The organism is Peribacillus deserti (assembly GCF_002863585.1).
GTDB lineage: Bacteria > Bacillota > Bacilli > Bacillales > DSM-1321 > Paraperibacillus > Paraperibacillus deserti_A.
Map to the genome: position 1 here is coordinate 1 of NZ_PGUY01000006.1, position 19,570 is coordinate 19,570.

At 42.3% G+C, this 19,570-nt stretch carries 15 protein-coding genes; 12 read left to right on the plus strand and 3 right to left on the minus strand.

The features are described 5' to 3' along the window. Positions 1-280: 280 nt before the first annotated feature. Positions 281-922, plus strand: a complete 642-nt coding sequence (gene trmB / locus CUU66_RS02175) for a tRNA (guanosine(46)-N7)-methyltransferase TrmB (protein WP_101640052.1) — start codon at positions 281-283, stop codon at positions 920-922. A 1,409-nt stretch (positions 923-2,331) separates the two neighbouring features. After that, positions 2,332-3,177 (plus strand): YtnP family quorum-quenching lactonase, encoded by an 846-nt coding sequence (locus CUU66_RS02180; RefSeq protein ID WP_101640053.1) that lies wholly within the window; start codon positions 2,332-2,334, stop codon positions 3,175-3,177. Between the two features lie 84 nt (positions 3,178-3,261). On the opposite strand, the gene CUU66_RS02185 is transcribed toward CUU66_RS02180, so the two are convergent. Further along, the gene (locus CUU66_RS02185; protein WP_101640054.1) at positions 3,262-3,570 is read right to left on the minus strand and encodes a PepSY domain-containing protein; all 309 of its coding nucleotides are present in this window, start codon (positions 3,568-3,570) and stop codon (positions 3,262-3,264) included. 150 nt (positions 3,571-3,720) lie between these two features. Between CUU66_RS02185 and CUU66_RS02190 the strand changes: the two genes are divergently transcribed. Both CUU66_RS02190 and CUU66_RS02195 read left to right on the plus strand, forming a co-directional pair. Beyond that, positions 3,721-4,794 (plus strand): M42 family metallopeptidase, encoded by a 1,074-nt coding sequence (locus tag CUU66_RS02190; protein ID WP_101640055.1) that lies wholly within the window; start codon positions 3,721-3,723, stop codon positions 4,792-4,794. Positions 4,795-4,845: 51 nt separating this feature from the next. Next, a complete protein-coding gene (locus CUU66_RS02195) occupies positions 4,846-5,361 on the plus strand; it encodes a DUF84 family protein (RefSeq protein WP_101640071.1) in 516 nt (171 codons plus the stop codon). Positions 5,362-5,679: 318 nt separating this feature from the next. On the opposite strand, the gene CUU66_RS23930 is transcribed toward CUU66_RS02195, so the two are convergent. Further along, complete coding sequence (locus CUU66_RS23930; RefSeq protein ID WP_101640056.1) at positions 5,680-7,755, minus strand: methyl-accepting chemotaxis protein; 2,076 nt, start codon at positions 7,753-7,755, stop codon at positions 5,680-5,682. A 211-nt stretch (positions 7,756-7,966) separates the two neighbouring features. On the opposite strand from CUU66_RS23930, the gene CUU66_RS02205 reads away from it, so the two are divergent. From CUU66_RS02205 to murC, 5 genes are all read left to right on the plus strand, one after another. Then, positions 7,967-8,278, plus strand: a complete 312-nt coding sequence (locus tag CUU66_RS02205) for a thioredoxin family protein (protein WP_101640057.1) — start codon at positions 7,967-7,969, stop codon at positions 8,276-8,278. Between the two features lie 88 nt (positions 8,279-8,366). Continuing rightward, positions 8,367-9,179, plus strand: a complete 813-nt coding sequence (locus tag CUU66_RS02210; protein ID WP_101640072.1) for a DUF1444 domain-containing protein — start codon at positions 8,367-8,369, stop codon at positions 9,177-9,179. Positions 9,180-9,947: 768 nt separating this feature from the next. Beyond that, entirely contained in the window at positions 9,948-10,418 is a 471-nt protein-coding gene (locus CUU66_RS02215) for a hypothetical protein (RefSeq protein WP_142383691.1), read from the plus strand. A gap of 1 nt (position 10,419) precedes the next feature. Beyond that, on the plus strand, positions 10,420-13,239 hold the full coding sequence (locus CUU66_RS02220) for a DNA translocase FtsK (protein ID WP_257967874.1): 2,820 nt from the start codon (positions 10,420-10,422) through the stop codon (positions 13,237-13,239). A gap of 488 nt (positions 13,240-13,727) precedes the next feature. After that, the gene (gene murC, locus CUU66_RS02225) at positions 13,728-15,032 is read left to right on the plus strand and encodes a UDP-N-acetylmuramate--L-alanine ligase (RefSeq protein ID WP_101640059.1); all 1,305 of its coding nucleotides are present in this window, start codon (positions 13,728-13,730) and stop codon (positions 15,030-15,032) included. A 1,460-nt stretch (positions 15,033-16,492) separates the two neighbouring features. Here murC and CUU66_RS02235 read toward each other — a convergent pair. After that, entirely contained in the window at positions 16,493-17,608 is a 1,116-nt protein-coding gene (locus CUU66_RS02235) for an aminopeptidase (RefSeq protein WP_101640061.1), read from the minus strand. Positions 17,609-17,826: 218 nt separating this feature from the next. Here CUU66_RS02235 and CUU66_RS02240 point away from each other — a divergent pair, with 218 nt between their 5' ends. From CUU66_RS02240 to ytxJ, 3 genes are all read left to right on the plus strand, one after another. Next, positions 17,827-18,330 carry a DUF948 domain-containing protein gene (locus CUU66_RS02240; RefSeq protein WP_101640074.1) on the plus strand — a complete coding sequence of 168 codons (504 nt, stop codon included), beginning with the start codon at positions 17,827-17,829 and terminating at the stop codon, positions 18,328-18,330. A gap of 38 nt (positions 18,331-18,368) precedes the next feature. Beyond that, positions 18,369-19,121, plus strand: a complete 753-nt coding sequence (locus tag CUU66_RS02245; RefSeq protein WP_101640062.1) for a YtxH domain-containing protein — start codon at positions 18,369-18,371, stop codon at positions 19,119-19,121. A gap of 112 nt (positions 19,122-19,233) precedes the next feature. Beyond that, positions 19,234-19,557 (plus strand): bacillithiol system redox-active protein YtxJ, encoded by a 324-nt coding sequence (ytxJ, locus tag CUU66_RS02250; protein WP_101640063.1) that lies wholly within the window; start codon positions 19,234-19,236, stop codon positions 19,555-19,557. Positions 19,558-19,570: the final 13 nt, after the last annotated feature.

A 19,570-nucleotide genomic window follows, 5' to 3' on the forward strand; every position in this document is an offset into this window, starting at 1 on the left:
AAAGTGAAAAGGCAGGCAGAGACCCGACAAGCATAAGACGAGGAGCCCTTGGGGAGTGATGTTCTCCCCGAGGGATGCTTGGCTTATGACTCGAGGGTCTCAGCTGGGAGCTGGACAACGAGAAAAGCGGACAGCGGTGCCTGCCTGCACCATTAGTAAGCTTCAATGATGCAGTGTATATTAATAAACGACGAAGCAGAACAGATGGGCTGGGATCCGATAAAGAATGAGCAACGAAAAATTCTATTTTATTAAAAAGATGTAGGTAAGGAGTGGTACCATGCGTACTAGAAATAAACCCTGGGCCAAAGATAGACTAGCTCAGTATCCTCAATACGCGATTGCGTCTCCCGAAGAATGCCGCGGAAAATGGGCAAGTATATTCGGAAATGACCATCCCATCCATATTGAAGTAGGTACGGGAAAAGGCAGCTTTATCACTGGAATGGCAAAAGCCCATCCTGATATCAATTATATTGGGATCGAGCTCTCAGAAAGCGTAATTGTAACTGCCCTGGACCGAATTATTGAAGCTGAACTTCCAAATGTGAAAGTCATGAATGTAGATGCAAATGATTTAGAACAGTTCTTTGCTAAAAGCGAAGTGGAAAGAGTGTACCTGAATTTTTCAGATCCGTGGCCAAAAACCCGTCATGAGAAAAGACGCCTCACCTTCAAAAGCTTCTTGAAAATATATGAAAATATTCTCCGTGACAATGGTGAGATCCATTTCAAAACCGATAATCAAGGACTGTTTGAATATTCGCTGACAAGCCTCTCCCAGTACGGAATGACCCTTCTCTATGTCAGCCTTGACCTTCATAAAAGCGGCTATGAAGGAAATATCATGACGGAATACGAAAAGAAATTTTCTGAAAAAGGCAGCCGGATCTATCGTCTGGAAGCTAAATATAACGCCTAATACAGACAGAAGCTCAATGAAACTATTTGTTTCAGTGGGCTTTTTGTTTTTGTGCGGAACGGGGATACTTACACTAGGGAAGAGAGTAGAATAAGCGTAAGTCTTTAGCACAAGGCTATGTTCAGACGATTAGAGAACAAGCGAATGTACATATATTTAAACAAAGTCAGCCCGGGAGTTAGCATCTGTGTGATGGGAGAAGGTTGGTCGGCCGTAGCAAGAAGAAAGCGCAACTGCTCCTTCCCAAGCAAGTAGGGTAGAAACAAGCTCCAAATATTAAAACGGTGGGCAGCTACATTGAAGGGGGACATGCTTATGCACAAACATTAGCATGTGCCGGCCGTATGATTCCATGATTAGCGGTATGAACATCTGTAAGGGGAGTATCCGCATTAATAAGACGCGAAACCGCCATGGCACAAGCCTAAGTAAGGTAGAGATAATCTTGAATGCTCGGGAATTTGATATATGTGTCTATATGAAAAGGTGAGCAGCCGCATAGAGAGGATGGGAGACTGCCCGTGGCATAAGCATAAGTAGCGTAGAGATAAGCATAAACACTTAGAGATACGCATAACCCCTAGAGGATAAGCATATCCACGTAAAGATAAGCATAGGTCAGCCGCAGATAAGCATAAATAAGCGAGACATAAGCATAAGTCTAGAAAACTTAAGCGTAAACCTGCGAAACATAAGCATAAACCTCATGAACATAAGCATAAACTTCCAGCCAGCCAATCAAAACCTTTAAAACTCAAGGAAAGTACCTAAAAGTGCCCTAGGAAGACAGTAATGATGCTTGATAAAAGGTAAAGAAAACTATCTGATGGAAAAATCCGTGGAAAAAGATCAAAAACTCGTCATGAAGACCTAAAAAGGGTGACTAAGCGGTTTCACGAGGGTGAGTCTGATCTTTTGTTATGGTCTCAATATACTGGCAGCCGCCAAAAGTCCAAAACCCTTGCAAATCATCGGAGAAGATTGAAAATATCTACATCGTGTTCAAAAAAAGGAATTGAAGATCAAGACCGTAGTTCTGTGAGTGGAATTATGGTTACCGAAGTCTAGTGGTTTACAATCACCCCAGCCCAAAAACAATGATTAAAAGAATCCAAGACAACCCGAACCCGAACACAAGATTTCCGTGCAATTTCTGCGCAGGGAAGACATTCCAAGTCATCGGCCCCCGGCACGATATCAGGACGGTCATTGGAATGGACACCCCACTTAATGACAGCCGCATTGATGCTGTAACTCAGATGAAACCACCACGATTAATCCCCAAAATCCGTACAATTAAATCTAGTCAGCTTAAACGCTTCCGATATACCCACACCCCAGTCCTTCTTTATGAAAATATTTCAAACTTTGCGAATTCAATGCTACACTTATCATGAGGAGGGGTTTTTATGGAGACTTTACAAGCGGGGGGCTTTTTGCTGACATGGCTCGACGGAGGGGTGACGAATCTCGACGGCGGTGCAATGTTTGGTGTTGTTCCTAAAGCCTTGTGGTCAAGGAAATACGCTGTTAATGAATCTAATCAGATAGAGTTAAGGACCGATCCCATTCTTATACAGAAGGATGGGTATAATATTCTTGTTGAGACGGGAATTGGGAGCGGAAAGCTTTCGGAGAAGCAAAAGAAAAATTTTGGAGTGACTGAGGAATCAAAGCTTATCGAATCGTTAGCTGTTCTTGGGCTGACGCCGGGGGATATTGATTTTGTTTTGTTAACGCATATGCATTTCGATCATGCCTGCGGGTTGACTAAGAAAGAGAATGATACCTGGGTTTCTATATTTGAGAGGGCCGAGATTGTTACATCGAATGTGGAATGGAACGAAATGCGCAGTCCAAATATTCGTTCGGCTAATACATATTGGAAAGAAAATTGGGAGGCCGTTCAGCAGCAGGTTAAGCCTTTTACTGAAGAGAGAGAAATCATACCGGGACTTAGGATGGTTCATACGGGGGGGCATAGTGACGGCCACAGCATCCTTGTCGTAGAGGATGAAGGGCAAACCCTTATTCATATGGCCGATTTGATGCCGACACATGCACATTCAAACGTTCTCTGGGTACTTGCTTATGATGATTACCCGATGACTTCCATTGAACAGAAGCAGAAGTGGATGAAATATGGACTTAAGAAAAATGCATGGTTTACATTTTATCATGATGCGGTTTACCGCGCGGTTAAATGGGACGGATCTGGGAAGGAACTTGTTTCGGAGATTGAAAGGCAGAAATGAGGATAAAAGCGGGCTGTTCAACGCTTTTATGGTCAAATATATAATAAAAAAATGGGCAGGCTGTCTAACAGCCTGCTTTGTGTTTTAATATGCTGTCAGTTCCAGTATACTTCCGGTTTTGGCATCTGCAATAAATTCGAATTGTTCCTGCTGTCCGTCCGTATTTTTGGTAATGCCGCCTCGGTACACTGTATAAGGCAGGTCAAATTTTTGATAAACCTCAGGCTTCATGATGATCCAGGATCCTTGTATTTTCCCGTCTTTTTTGAGCAGGGACTTTACATGGGAGAGTACTTTCTCGGGAGAAGCTTCCTGCTTATCCAGAAGCTGTTTGGCTGTATATCCTGCGGCAAAGCCGGCGCCGATTCCCAGTAGCAATGATTTCCAGTTCATGATCACACCTCGCGTTAAATTGTGGAATTTCTTAGTTATGTCTTAGTATATCAATTTTTACCTGAAGTTAGGCAAAGATATTGGTAAGAGTTCTTAAGTTTCTGTAAAATTGCACTGTACATATCAATCTATATTTAAGGGGCTGTAAATATGAATCAGGAAACATTGTCTATGTTTAAGACGTTGACTGAACTGCCAGGGGCACCCGGAAATGAATATTTGGTTCGGGATTATATGAGAAGCGAACTCGAGAAATATTCGGATGAAGTAGTTCAAGACAAATTGGGCAGTATATTTGGGGTCAAAAAAGGCAATGAAGGCGGACCAGTCATTATGGTAGCGGGGCACATGGATGAAGTAGGTTTTATGGTAACTGGCATTACCGAAAATGGAATGATTAAGTTTCAGCCGCTTGGCGGATGGTGGAGCCAGGTGCTGCTTGCACAGAGGGTCCAGATTATTACAAAAAAAGGTCCTGTAATTGGAGTGATAGGTTCAATTCCGCCGCATCTCCTTCAGGACGCTCAGCGGAATACGCCAATGGACATGAAACATATGCTTATTGATATAGGAGCAGATGACAGGGATGATGTTAAAAGAATCGGTGTAATGCCTGGCCAGCAGATCGTGCCTATCTGTCCATTTACTCCTATGGCCAACGATAAGAAAGTTTTGGCAAAATCCTGGGACAACCGTTACGGCTGTGGTCTGTCTATTGAACTTCTTAAAGAATTGCAGTATGAAACTCTCCCAAATGTGCTATATTCAGGTGCAACCGTACAGGAAGAAGTAGGACTGCGCGGGGCACAGACAGCTGCGCGCATGATTAAACCGGATCTTTTCTTCGCTCTTGATGCGAGTCCTGCAAACGATATGTCAGGCAACCGGAATGAGTTTGGCCAGCTTGGAAAAGGCGTGCTGCTGCGTATATTGGATCGTACGATGGTTATGCACAGGGGAATGAGAGAGTATATTCTGGAAACCGCCGAGGACAACAATATTCCTTACCAATATTTTGTTTCTGCCGGCGGTACTGATGCTGGGAATGTACATGTATCAGGTGAAGGTGTTCCAAGTGCTGTGATCGGCATCTGTTCCCGGTATATTCACACTGCAGCCTCTATGATTCATGTAGATGATTATGCAGCTGCCAAAGAGCTCCTTATAAAGCTGGTGAAAAGTGCTGATAAGACGATGGTGGACACCATTCATAGAAACGTTTGATTGCGTTAGACAAACTGTTACATACATTAGTTATGAAGGATGAGTACTTTGATAAAAGCAGCGATAGGAAGCAGGAATCCCGCAAAAGTGAAGGCGGTAGAAGATGTGATCGACCGCCATTTAATCAGCTTAACCGCTCTGAATGCTGAATCCAGAGTTTCAGAGCAGCCTTTTTCTGACGAAGAAACAATAAGCGGAGCGATAAATAGGGCTTCATACTGTGTGGAACATGAGAAGGCTGATATCGGTATTGGATTAGAAGGCGGAGTGGTTGAAACAGAGCGCGGGGTATTTGTATGTAATTGGGGGGCTCTTGTAACAAAAGAGGGAGAAACCTTCATTGCTGGAGGCGCCCGGATACCTCTGCCATCAGAAGTTGCAGATAGACTGCTTCAGGGAGAAGAACTGGGACCTATAATGGAAGACTTCACAAAAAAGAATAATGTACGGAGAAAAGAAGGGGCTATCGGCACATTCACAAATGAGCGGCTAGTAAGATCGGAAATGTTTGGCCATATCGTGAAAATGCTGATTGGCCAGTGGGAATACAGCCAGGAAGGAAAATAAAACTGGTATTTCAAATAATAAGCAGCCAACCTTTTAGTAATTGGCTGTTTTCGCAAACTTTGTTGTTATTGACCAAGGGGTTGATTGGAACGTGAGGATGCTCGCTTTCCGCGGGGCGGGCGTTGAGCCTCCTCGGCTTCGCCTGTGGGGTCTCACCTGTCCCGCTGCTCCCGCAGGAGTCTCGCACCTTACGTTCCATCAACCTGCTTAACAATAAGGTAGGTTCACAGAACTTATTAAAAAACAACAATCTTTTAGAAAAGAGCCTTTTAATTTAAAAGACATCCGCGCTATGGCACATATAGCGCGGATGTCTTTTTATCCAGCTTTTTTCTTTTTAGAGAGACGCGGACGTTTTTTAAACTTTCTCTTAGTTGTTTTTATGGATGCTTGTTCCGACTGGCTTTCCATGTCCATTCTTTCAAGCTGGAACTGGGATACAATGGTCTGCAGGTCGGATGCTATCAGGCTGAGCTCTGATGCAGCTTCATTGACTTGAGATATTGCGATTAATTGTGTTTCACTTGAAGCACTGACTTCTTCAGACACTGCTGCAGATTGTCCGGATATTTCATATACCGCTTCCATTTTTTCAGAGAGTATTCCGTTAGAGTGCTGAATACCAGTTATAGACTTCTGAACAGACGAAATCTTCGTGTTTATGCTGATGACATTCTGTACGATATTTTCGAAGGCGGATTTTGTCTGGTTAACGGAATAGCTTTGTTTTTCTTTATATTCATTGAAATTCTCTACTTCATCCATAAGTTTTACCATTTGCCCGTTCATATTCTTGATCACCTTTTGAATATTTAAAGCTTCGGATTTTGAACGTTCCGCAAGTTTTCTAACCTCACTGGCGACCACCGCAAAACTCCGGCCTGCTTCTCCAGCTCGTGCCGATTCGATTGCTGCATTTAACGCAAGTAAATTTGTATTTTCAGCAATTTCTTGAATAGTTCCTACAATACTTGAGATTTCCTCTGACTGTCTGGAAGCATTACGGACCTGCGCAGTAAGATGGTTGGCCAGTTCGAGAAATTGATTTGAAGTCAGTTGAAGGCTCTGAACCACCTCAAGTCCTGAATGACCCTCCATTTCCGTCCTTTTTGCTTCCCTTGCAATATCCTGTGTCAGTTCTTCAGACTCATTTATAGAAAGAGTAACATTCTTTATGACAGTATTGCTCTCCTCTAGCTGCGAGGTTTGATTAAAAGCGCCAATAGCCACCTGTCTTATAGCCTGATTGACTTCATTTGACTGCGCAGAAGTTTCCTGGGATATAGCTGCAAGGTTTTGTGATGAAGAGTTTAGTTTGTCGGCCGAATGAATAACATCTTTTAGGGAAACCAATACTTTTTCGGCCATTTGGTTAAAGGTATCAGCAAGCTCTCCCATTTCATCATTTGCGTGTCTTTTAACACGGTAAGTCAAATCGCCGGAACCAATTTTTTCTGCCCCGCTTTTAAGGGAAGCAATAGAGGTGCTTATGGCTCTAATTAAGAATATACCTGCAGTCAGCAGTACGGCCACAAGAAGTAAACTCATAACCAGTGCACTGAAAAATAGAAATGCAGATTGTTCATTCAGACGGTCATTTAATTTTTGTTGAGCAGCACCCACTTTTTGGTCTACTTCTAATGCAGCATTTTCAATAGCAGTGGCAGCTTTGTCGAAGGATTCAATATAATCATCTGTAATATAGTAGTTTGCCACCATGATTTTAGTAGAATTATGAAAGGTTTCAAATAATCCGAGCAGAGTCTTTTTTTGATCAGGCTTTAATTTGGAGCTGGAGACATTTTCTTTAAATGAACTGGATAGAAGCAGGAATTGCTTATATGCATCATCATCTTTTGTGGCAAGATATTGTTTTTCATATAATGTAATAGTATCAAACTGTCTGGAAAGCGACCCGTTTTTATTTTTTGAAAGAAAGGATACAATCGCTTCTTTTGACTGAGATATTTCTCCTTTTAATCCCTGATTCTCCCTATAGCCGATCTCCTCATACATTTTTATGAGAGTAATGTATTGGTCACGATAGCTGGATGCATTTTCTTGGATTTTTTTAAATTGCGCCGAAATCTCGGGATAGTCTTGGTACTTTCCGGCCAATTCTTTAGATTTAGTACGGATTTGTGAATTGTTTCTTATGGCTATATCGGCTGTGACCTGCATAGGTTCACGAAGATACTGCTGTTCGAACTTGCGGGTCAGTGCCATATTATATTTAATGTCCTTGCTTGCGCCAACTGCATTGTATAATAACATTTGCTCATGTTTTGAGTTGTTTTGTATGGTATTGGAAATAATGTTGATGATGCCGAGTAAAATAGATCCTGTTAAAGAAATAATGAGTATTAACCGAACTTTTGCCCTAATCGTCTTCATGGAATCCTCCTGTCTATTGCCATATGACCTGGGTTAATCTTCCTATTTGTTTAAATTTAATTTATTTTTAGACAATTCACAACAAATTTTTTCAATCTTGAGTGGAATGTGAGGCTGATACTTTTTATTAGTCTATCTCTGTAATGTTTGATATTATCAGGCTATATATAAATAATCAGTGTACTACAGCAATATTAAAGGAGTTTTATAGATGAAAAAACTTGAATCAGTTGAACAATACCAGGAGTTAAAAAATAAGGGGAAATCAGTATTTTTATTTTCGGCCGATTGGTGTCCAGACTGCCGGTTCATTGATCCGTTTATGCCTGAAATAGAAGAAAAATACAAAGATTACACCTTTGTATACGTAGATAGAGATCAATTTATAGATATTTGCGCCGAAAACGATGTGTTTGGTATTCCTAGTTTTATTGCCTATGAGAACGGCAATGAACTTGGAAGGTTTGTCAGCAAAGATCGCAAAACCCAGGAAGAAATCGAAAAATTCATTGAAGAACTATAAGAAAAAACCTAGCAGCTTCCTTTGTAACCAAACGGTAAAGGAGGCTGCTTTAACTACATCACCGGCTAGGAGGTAGGTTGCGGTGAAAATGACAGCTATCAAAATGAAAAATATCCTTATAGACAGGCTGCAGGACCCTGAGCGTTCTTTCCAATATGATAAGGAAAAGGACACTCTTCGGATTGTCAATGATAAAACGGGAAAAGGGATTACGATTACTCTTTCTGGGATTATTGCTAATTGGGAGACTGGTAAAGAAAAGGCAATTGACGAAGTAGTTTATTATGTAAACGAAGGATTATCAGTTATGGGTGAAGCGCATTCCCTTCAAGGAAATGAAAAGAAGATTCTGCCTGTCATCCGGTCTGCTTCATTTCCACAGGATTCAAGAGAAGGAGTACCCTTTCTGTTTGACAGCCACACAGCGGAGACCAGGATTTACTACGCTCTGGATTTGGGGAAAACGTACCGTCTCATCGATGAACAATTAATTCAAAAAGAGGGATGGGAAAAGGAACGTATCAGAGAAATTGCCCGTTTTAATGTGAGGTCACTCTCTGTTTCATTAAAAGAAGATAGAGTTGCAGGAAATATTTTTTACTTTATGAACACGAATGATGGCTATGATGCCAGCAGGATCTTAAACACAGCGTGGCTTGATACGCTTAAAAGCAAAATTACAGGAACGATGGCACTGGCTGTCCCCCATCAGGATGTCGTGATCATTGCTGACATCCAGAACCAGACTGGGTATGATATACTAGCCCAAATGGCCATGAGCTTTTTTGCGAGCGGACATGTTCCTATTACGGCGCTGTCTTTCTTATATGAAGACAGCGAGTTAGAACCGATTTTTATTCTCGGCAAGAACCGGCCTAAGGAGAATAATACGAACACATAAAAAACCGCCCGCAGCGGTTTTTTATTTTTGGGGAAATCCCTGCTAAATGTTTCGTTGGGATTAGCTGCAGTACTGGCTTTCCGCGTTTTCTGAGTACCTCTCGGCGTTTACTCCTCTAGAGTACCTTTTGACCCGCTTTTCCTGAAGGAGTCCCGCAAATTCCCACCAATCAAAAAACTCTTTAACATAGCTTTGGAAAACAGAGAAAAAGGTTCTTTCATTCCGGCACTCAAGCCTATTACCATTCTTGCCGAAATATGCACAGAGGGATATTTTAGAAAAAACTAGAGTCTAAAAGCTCAGTTTAAGTGCACCGAGTTCAGGGAAAATAGTTTTGGCGGGTTAAACAGGGGGGCCAGGCACGAGATTAATCCAGATAAAACCATTCTATATATATACATTTTACTAATCTTATAATTTTACTCGAAATTTTCTAAAATACTGTTAAACTAGAACAAAAGCATACAAAGTCAGTAAAGATCTGACAGATTTTGAGTATTTCAGCAGGCAAGGTTACAGACATAATTGATGCGGCACTATGTTGTCTTCGCTGCAGCCCCCAAGACTCCCGCAGGAGCCTTTGGGCAAGTGAAATCCTTTCGGATCGACCGCGAATAAGCGATTGCCCTTCGCTGCAATCAAGAGGTTTTTAATAAAATGAGGCTGGCCTTCAAATAAGCCTGAAACTACAGCCTTTACCGGTTGTATGTAATATAACCTAAATCGACTAAGACATAAATAGAAAGAGTGATTTCATTGAAGTGGCTAATGAAAAAACTTTCAAATCTCTTCCATCATGAAGAAGAGATTATTGAGGTAGAGGAGATCGTTGTAGATGATTCTATGGAAGAAGAGGAATTGCATCGGAAGATTGAACAAGCAAAAGCCAAGGTATTAGAGGGCGGGGCATCAAAAGGAAGGAAAAAAACATCCATTCCTGAACCAGTTATTGAAGAAGCTGTGCTGAAAGAGCATAACGAGTATAAACCGATTGTTCCTATTATTGGTGAAGCTTCAAGACATAGCAGGGATGTGGACGCTAAAATTTCATATCAATATCCCAAAGGACAATTCCGCTTTCCAGTTATTTCTGACAAGGAAAATCAGCATAAAAGAAAATCGGTATCTCGGGAGCAAGAACGGCGGAGACCAAAACAAACAATCAAACGGAATACGATGGACAAACAGGAGCCGGAATTCCAGGGGGGGGAACAGGGGCCATTCTTCCAGCAAAGTTGAAGTGAAAAAGCGCCCATTCAGGCCAACGGAAATACCTTCCCCTATTTACGGCTTTAAGCAGCGGCCGCCAATAGACAAAAGTACATCCGAACCAAGAGTGCCTGTTTATGAAAATCAGGCTGCTGAGGATTTACTGGATAACATTTCTATATTAAATAAACATGCCGGTCAGGAGCTATCTCCTGATGTTAGAATGAATGATGAAAATCAAGATCGCCCATCAACACGTCTTTCTTTCGAAGAGGATACAGAAGCTAAACAGTTCGAGGCAGAGCAGGACGGTAATGAAATACAGCTGGAAAATGGCAATCGTTATACGGTAAAGCCTGTACATAATTCTGATGAATTGGAGATAAGGGAAGGTTATAAAAATCCCGATAGTCACCTGGCTGAGCAGACAGATCAAATACCTGATCACGACCAGCATCCAATAAAAAAGAACGAAACTGTACAAGCTGACAGCCATTTTTTTAAACAGACCGAAGAAGTATTTAATGAACAGCCAGCAGCAGTTATTCGAGGACATTCGCAGAAAGAGGCAGCAGGCCGGAACAAGCTGATTGGTGAGTACGAAAAGGTGAAGCCCTCCTGGGAGTATAATGAACAGCCCGAAGCCGCTGTTCGAGAGTACCCGCAGGAAGAAGAAGCAGATCAGAACAAACTGATTGGCGAGAAAGAAAAAGTAGAGCCGACAGAAGAGGCATATAATCAACAAGCCGCAGGAGCTACTCAAGAGCACCGGAAAGCAGACAAGCTGATTGTTGAAAACGAAAAAGTGGAGCCGGCAGAAGAGGTATTTACTGACCAGCCTGCCGCTGCTGTTCAAAAGAATCGGCAGCATGAAGAAGCAGATTTGAACAAGCTGGCTGCAGAGAACGAACCGGTGGGGGCGTCAGAAGAGGAGTTTACTGGAAAGCCAACATCACGTATTCACGTTCACACACAGGAAGATGAAAAAGCAATTCAGATCATTACGCATGCTCCAGAGAGTGACTATGTGATTAAGGACGAAGAAAGATATGCCGAGGTGCCTGAAGTTCCTGTTCAGCAGCAGTCCAGCGCGGAAGACCAAGCAATGCTTGCGCGGCCTGCAGTGAGCGGTCCTGACGAAGTAGAACAATCGGATGATACCTATATCGGCGTTGAACAGGATGAACAGCAGGCTGCTGCTACTAGAGAAGCTGAACCGGCAAAGAAGAGCAAGACGATCCCCTTTAATGTGGTGATGCTTAAACAGGATAAGAAAAAGCTTCAGAATAAACATATACCTGCCAAAACTAACACCAGCCAAAAGAGCACCGTATTGCCGATTATGGCAAAAATGGAGCACCGTGCCGTTAAAGACGCCAGGCCTGAAGTTACAAATGATGAGGGAGAAGATTTGTCTCATATGGCAGGAAGGTATACCTTTCCTTCCATAAACCTCTTGACTCCTGCTGCTTATGTTGAGGATGACCAGGAATGGCTGAGGGAGCAATCAGAGATCCTGAATGAGACTCTCATAAACTTTAATGTAAGAGCAAGGGTTGTGAATGTGACCCAAGGCCCAGCCGTGACAAGATTTGAAGTACAGCCGGAGCCGGGTGTGAAGGTTAATAAGGTAACCAATCTGACAGACGACATCAAACTGAGTCTTGCCGCAAGGGATATCCGCTTGGAGGCTCCAATTCCGGGAAAGCATACGATTGGGATTGAAATACCTAACCGAAAAAGTAAACCGGTCTTTTTAAGGGAAGTGCTTGAAAGTGATGCATTCAAACATGAGAGTTCCCCTCTTTCTGTCGCATTGGGCTTAGACATTTCAGGTGAGCCAATTGTAACGGACCTGAGGAAGATGCCGCATGGGCTGATTGCCGGAGCTACGGGATCAGGTAAAAGTGTCTGCATTAATACAATGCTTGTCAGTCTTTTATATAAGGCCTCTCCACAGGATCTAAAATTATTATTAATTGATCCTAAGATGGTGGAGCTTGCACCGTATAATAAAATTCCTCATCTAGTCAGCCCGGTCATTACGGATGTTAAAGCTGCTACTGCAGCCCTGAAATGGGCAGTGGATGAAATGGAGCGCAGATATGAGCTTTTTGCTCATGCGGGTGTAAGGGATATCAACCGGTTTAATCAAAGAGCCGTAGAAGCCGGCCAGCTTTCTCACAAGCTTCCTTTAATCCTGATTATTATTGATGAACTGGCGGATTTAATGATGGTTGCTCCAGGAGAGGTAGAAGAAGCTATCTGCCGGATCGCACAAAAGGCCCGTGCCTGCGGGATCCATTTAATCTTAGCCACCCAAAGACCTTCGGTGGATGTCATTACCGGTCTTATTAAGGCTAATATTCCAACTAGAATTGCGTTTTCTGTGTCCTCTCAAATCGATTCCAGAACCATTATTGACACAGGGGGAGCAGAAAAGCTGCTAGGACGAGGAGACATGCTGTTTGCTGAAAATGGTTCATCTAAAACGGTAAGGATTCAGGGGACATTTGTGTCCGATGATGAAATTGACCAGGTTGTCGATCATGTTAAGCAGGAGCAGGAACCACAGTATCTCTTTGAACAGGAAGAACTCATGAAAAAAACTCAGGTTGCCGAGGAAGCTGATGAACTGTTCTTTGATGCCTGTGAGTTTGTAGTGAATCAGAATATGGCCTCTGCATCCAGTCTGCAAAGAAGATTCCATATTGGCTATAATCGCGCAGCACGATTAATTGAAATGATGGAATCGAGAGGGATTATTTCTGAAGCCAGAGGCAGCAAACCCCGGGATGTGTTAATCTCTGAGGATGAACTGGAATATATCAATGCGAATACCATGGCATAGTCCCATGGTATTCTTTCTGAGAACCTGTGAAGGAATTGTAAACAGGGATCTTGTATTTCCTTTCATCATACATATACGCTTGATCGTTTCGTTTTTAACAGAAGGACGCGCCGGACCATACACCTGCCCGTACAGGCTCCTGGCTGTCCAAAAGAACGTTAGCGGGTGCAAATGTATATAATAATCTAAAACCCTATTTGACTGCCCACGAGTCGTCTTTAAGCTATGGTAACGAAGCTGGCCTCGGGACTTTTAGGGGAAGATAAACTATGGCCATTTCAAAGAAAAAAGAAATCAGCGGCCTTCGGCATGATTGATTCAATTATATTTCGTTTAAACTATGGTATAATGCTATTCATGGATGAGAGAGTTTTAACATGTTATAATTAACAAGCTGAGCATAATTGTCCTAACGAACAACAACTACAGAATAAAAAAGATCACGTCCTTTACTGTCATACAGTAGACGATTGCTGGAGGTTCTCTCTATGACTGTTTATCATTTTGTTGGAATAAAAGGATCTGGGATGAGCGCGCTGGCTCAGATCCTTCATGATATGAATTATTCAGTGCAGGGTTCAGATGTTGAAAAATACTTCTTTACCCAGGCTGGATTAGAACGTTCTGGAATTAAAATACTGCCATTCGATGAAAAAAATATTGAACCAGGCATGACAATCATCGCAGGTAATGCTTTCCCTGATAGTCACATGGAAATACAGCGTGCAATGGAACTTGGTCTCCCGGTTATCAGATATCACCGCTTCTTAGGTGACTTTATGAAGAATTTCACAAGTGTAGGAATTACGGGGGCACACGGAAAGACATCAACGACAGGGCTCCTCGCTCACGTTATGCGCGGGGCAAAGCCGACTTCTTTCTTAATTGGAGATGGTACGGGCAAAGGCGATCAAGACGCACAATATTTTGTATTTGAAGCCTGCGAATACCGCCGCCACTTTTTATCCTACCATCCTGATTATGCGATCATGACAAATATTGATTTTGATCATCCGGATTACTTTTCAAGCATCGAGGATGTGTTTGAAGCATTTCAGGAGATGGCCCTGCAGGTCGGGAAAGGGATCATCGCCTGTGGCGATGATGAACAGCTTCAGCGGATTCAAGCAAAGGTCCCTGTCCTATTTTACGGCTTCAGTGAAGAGAATGATTTCCAAGCAAGAAATGTAACCACTTCAGAAGAGGGTACATCCTTCGAAGTGTATGTCCGGAATACTTACTATGAGAGTTTCTCCATTCCTACTTTCGGAAACCACAACGTATTAAACGCACTCGCTGTCATTGCCTTGTGCCAATATGAAGAAGTTGAAGTGGAAGCTGTTAAACAGCAGCTCAAGACCTTTACCGGCGTTAAACGCCGTTTTTCTGAGAAGGAACTGGGCCGTCAAGTGATTATTGATGATTATGCACACCATCCAACAGAAATCACTGCGACGATTGATTCTGCCCGGAAGAAATATCCAGATAAAGAGATCGTTGCTGTATTCCAGCCGCATACTTTCACCAGAACACAAACATTTCTGTCTGATTTTGCAGGCAGCCTGAACCTGGCTGACAAAGTGTACTTATGTGAAATCTTTGGATCTGCCCGTGAAAACCAGGGTAAATTGACAATAGAGGATCTACGGGAAAAAATTCCTGGTGCTGAGCTTCTCAATGAAGAAAATACTGCACCCTTACTGGAACACCAGAATTCCGTTATCCTGTTCATGGGAGCGGGAGATATTCAAAAATTCCAGGTAGCCTATGAGGATTTAGTAGTCTCAAAATAATAAATGAAAAAATCCACATTCCGTTATTGAATGTGGATTTTTTTTACTGCCAGAAAGACCCGGCGCTCCCTGGATAACATTTTTGGCAATATATGAGTACTGAGGTTCCCAAATTATGCTGCTTTTCTGCAAGCATAAGCATATGTTCCGGAAAGAAAAGTAATGCCTGCCGGAGGAGCATAACGGGAAAATCTAAAATCACAGCATAGATCATTGAATTAAATTCCCATTTAATATCGTTAAAAACTATGTACTAAGGTTGATATAGTCAAAGGTACTTACATTAAAATTTCTACAAAAAAGGGATACCTATAAATTGGACAGCACCTCTTAATCAGACCGCCGCCTCTTTAAAAAAGGCTCTTTTCTAAAAGATTGTTGTTTTTTATAGTTCTGTAAACCTATCCTATTGTTAAACAGGTTGATTGGAACGTAAGGTGCGAGACTCCTTGATCCAGCTACAAGGCTTTAGACCCTCGAGTCATAAGCCAATCCGTCTATGGAGAGAAAAGCACTCCCCACAGCCGGCTCGTCTTATGCTTGGCTGACGCACTTAGCACAGGATGTGCGAGCCAGGCGTGGCCACAGGACGTGGCGTTCGAGCGTGGTAAGTGCGACTAAGCTTCTGTCTTCACTGTCGTTCGCCAATCAGCAAGTCTTCTTTATCGGGTCTCTGCCTGCCACTTTGTTTGCAACTTTTATCTATTGGGATTAACACTGATCTTTTAATATTTATATGTTGGACAGGCACCGCTTTCCGCTTTTCTGTGCGGGAGCAGCGGGTATTGTCCAGCTCCAAGGCTTTAGACCCTCGAGTCATAAGCCAATCAGTCCATGAGAAGAAAAACCGCTTCTCACGGCCTGCTCGTCTTATGCTTTTTAGGTCTCTGCCTTCCCTAAAATTTTATGTTGATAAAAGATGAGCTTATCATGAGAGTTCATAAACAATGTTAACGGGCAAGGCACCGCTTTCCGCTTTTCTTTTTGTCCAGCTCCGGACTGACACCGCAGGTCTAGCCAATCGCCATTAAAAGGCAAAATCGGCCTTTTACTGTCGCTAGTCTTATGCCGGGCTAACGCACAATGCATAGATGTGCGAGCCAGGCGGGGCCACAGGACGTGGCGTCACGAGCGTGGTAAGGGCGACTAAGCTTCTGTCTTCGCTGTCGCTTGCCAATCAGCAAGTCTTCTTTATCAGGTGTCTGCTTTTCTTTTAGCGTTCTGTCTATAAAAAAAAGATTATCATTCGGCTTTTGGATGGATCTTTTCTTGAAAAGCACCGTCCTCCGCTTTTCGATCAGGTGAGACCCCACAGGCGAAGCCGAGGAGGCTCGGGCGCCCGCCCCTAAGGTCCGCGAGCATCCTCACGTTCCAATCAGCCCCTTGTTCAACAACAAAGTTTGCGAAAACAGCCTTAAAAAAACCACACTCAGTCAATGAATGTGGTCGTTTGCTGTATATTACTTTAGGTTTTCAGGATTCAATTTTTCTAATTCTGGCAGGACAAAACGCCCGTCTTTTCGAATTAATACATCATCAAAGTAAATTTCCCCGCCGCCATATTCCGGACGCTGGATATTTACCATATCCCAGTGGATATTAGAATGATTGCCGTTAAATGCCTCATCGTAACATTGCCCTGGAGTGAAATGGAAGCTTCCGTCAATCTTTTCGTCAAAAAGGATATCCTGCATTGGCGTCTGAATGTGCGGATTGACACCGATTGCGAATTCACCTACAAAGCGGGCGCCTTCATCTGTATCAAAGATTTTGTTGATGCGCTCTGTATCATTTGCTTCTGCTTCTACAATTTTACCATCTTTAAACGTTAGTTTCACATTTTCGAAGGTAAAGCCATGATATGGAGATGGAGTGTTATAAGTAACTGTTCCATTTACAGAGTCTCTAACAGGAGCTGTGTAGACCTCGCCGTCAGGAATATTCATTTCACCTGAACACTTAATGGCAGGTATATCTTTAATTGAGAAAGAAAGATCGGTGCCTGGGCCTGTGATGCGTACCTTATCGGTTCTATTCATTAGATCGACCAGGCTGTCCATAGCTTCACTCATTTTGCTGTAGTCCAGGTTGCATACATCAAAATAGAAATCTTCAAAAGCTTCTGTACTCATTTTGGCAAGCTGTGCCATTGATGAAGTCGGGTAGCGGAGAACAACCCATTTTGTTTTAGGGACCCGGATTTCACGGTGGACTTTTTTACCTACTGTGTCACCGTAGATCTTCAGCTTATCAGACGGTACGTCAGCCTGCTCATTGATATTGTCGCCAGAGCGAAGGCCGATATAAGCGTCCATTTTGGACATAACATTTGCTTCAAAATCTGCGATCATATTAAATTGTTCTTCCTGCGCCCCTAAAAGCATTGCACGGTCCACTTGTGCATCTTTCAATAGTACAAATGGATAGCCTCCAGCTTCATATGCCTCTTTTACAAGAGCTGTAACAAGTTCTCTCTGAAGCCCAAAATTTTCGATAAGGACTTTTTCGCCTTTTTTAAGCTGTACAGAATAATTGATTAAATTCTTCGCAAGCTTTTGAATTCTAGGATCCTTCATATGTATTCCTCCAAAAATTTCTTTTCACCATTCTTATTGTAACCGAAATCTCCAAAAATTTTTACTATTTTAAGACTTATATGCAGGACGAAAATAATATTTTTATTTCATTCTTAGAAAAGCAGGAATTTTTTAAGATTATATTGAAAAAATACTTAGTAGTTTATAATGGTATCAACCGGGTAATTAAACTATTGTATACACAAGGAGGTGTTCTGGTGAGAATCATTCTATACTTAAGCGTTGCAGTCATCGCAATAGCATTCTTAATCTTGGTACTGTATCTCGCAAAAACATTGAAGTCATTACAAAGTACGCTGGACAGTGTTTCACAGACGCTGTCAGGACTGGAAAGCCAGCTCCAGGGTGTAACGCAGGAAACAGCCCAGCTGTTACATAAGACGAATACCCTCGCTGAAAATATCCAGAAGAAATCTGAAAATCTTGATTCGGTTTTTGTTGCCGTCAAGAATGTTGGTACTTCCATCCAAGGGTTTAATTCGACTCTGCAAAAAGTATCAGCTAAAGCTCAGAACAAGTTAGAGCATAATGAAGATAAAATCGCTCAAATCATTCAATGGAGCAACGCAATAATGGAGCTCCGTGATAGATGGAAAAACAAAAATGCTTATGTTGAACAAACAAATGCCGGCGGAATTGAAGTGCAGGCACAAGCAAGCGATAACCTTCCGAAGAAGAGATTTCTAAGATCCCGTTATTAAATTTTATTTAATATAAATATCGAAAGGGGAATTTTATTATGACTCAAAGAGAAAACAATCAAGCATTTAGAGAGAATGGACAGGCGTTCAGGGAAAATGGTCAGGTGTACCGTGAAAATCACCAATTGCATCAGGAGTATCGTGATAACAGAGAGAACATTAACACAAAGGATTTCTTAATCGGTACGCTTATTGGCGGAATCGTAGGTGCAGCTACAGCTTTATTTATGGCTCCAAAATCCGGTAAGGAATTACGCAGTGATATTAATACCCAGACGACTAATTTACTGGACAGAACAGAAAAACTCCGCCAGACAGCAATGGAAAAAGGCACACAAATTGCCGGGGCTGCCAAAGACCGTACAAACACGCTTACAGAGACCGTTACAAATACATCTCAAAACCTAATGAGCAAAGTTAAAACGATGACAGGCAAGGACAAAGGTACAGGTACAGAAACCTCTTCACAAGACTATGGATTGTCCAATACAGCAGACTCTATCAAGGCTGTAGTACCTGCTGACTATGCAGATACAACAGATGGTCTGGAAGAGGACATTCTTACTTCAGCAGATATGACCGCAGCTGAAGGATTAGATCCAACCTTAACAGCCCCTGATTCTGCAGCAGATGCAACAACAACTACAGGAAGCGTAACTACTGCTGAAACAACGGGTGAAACTACAACAGATACAACAGGGAGCAGCTCTTATGCTTCTACAGGATCCGGGTCCAGCAGCAAGGAAAGCAAAAATTCTTCTCAGAAGAATAGCTCTTCCAGTCAAAAATAACCAGCAAATCGGTTTTTAATCAGGAGTAAGCTTTTGGCATAAAAGGCGGCGAAGTGGTATTATTGCTTCATCGCCTTCTTTATTTGAAAAAGAAAAAAAGGAGCTTATGAAAATGACACTAAAGAAAATTCTAGCACAAGAACAGTTTGATGAATTGGCACAAAGTAAATCATTTTTGTTAGTAAAACATAGCTTAACCTGCCCAGTCAGCCAGGCGGCATTTGAAGAATATCAGGAGTTTGCGGAAGCTAATGATGTTAATACAGCCTATCTCACTGTTCAGGAAGCACGCCCGCTTTCCAATTACGTAGCTGAAAAATACTCAGTGAAGCATGAGTCCCCACAAGCTATTTTATTCAAGAACGGGGAAGTAGCCTGGCATGCATCTCATTGGAAAATTACAAATAAGTCACTTCGTGAAGCAGTTCAAGCGTAGTGACAAAAAAGAG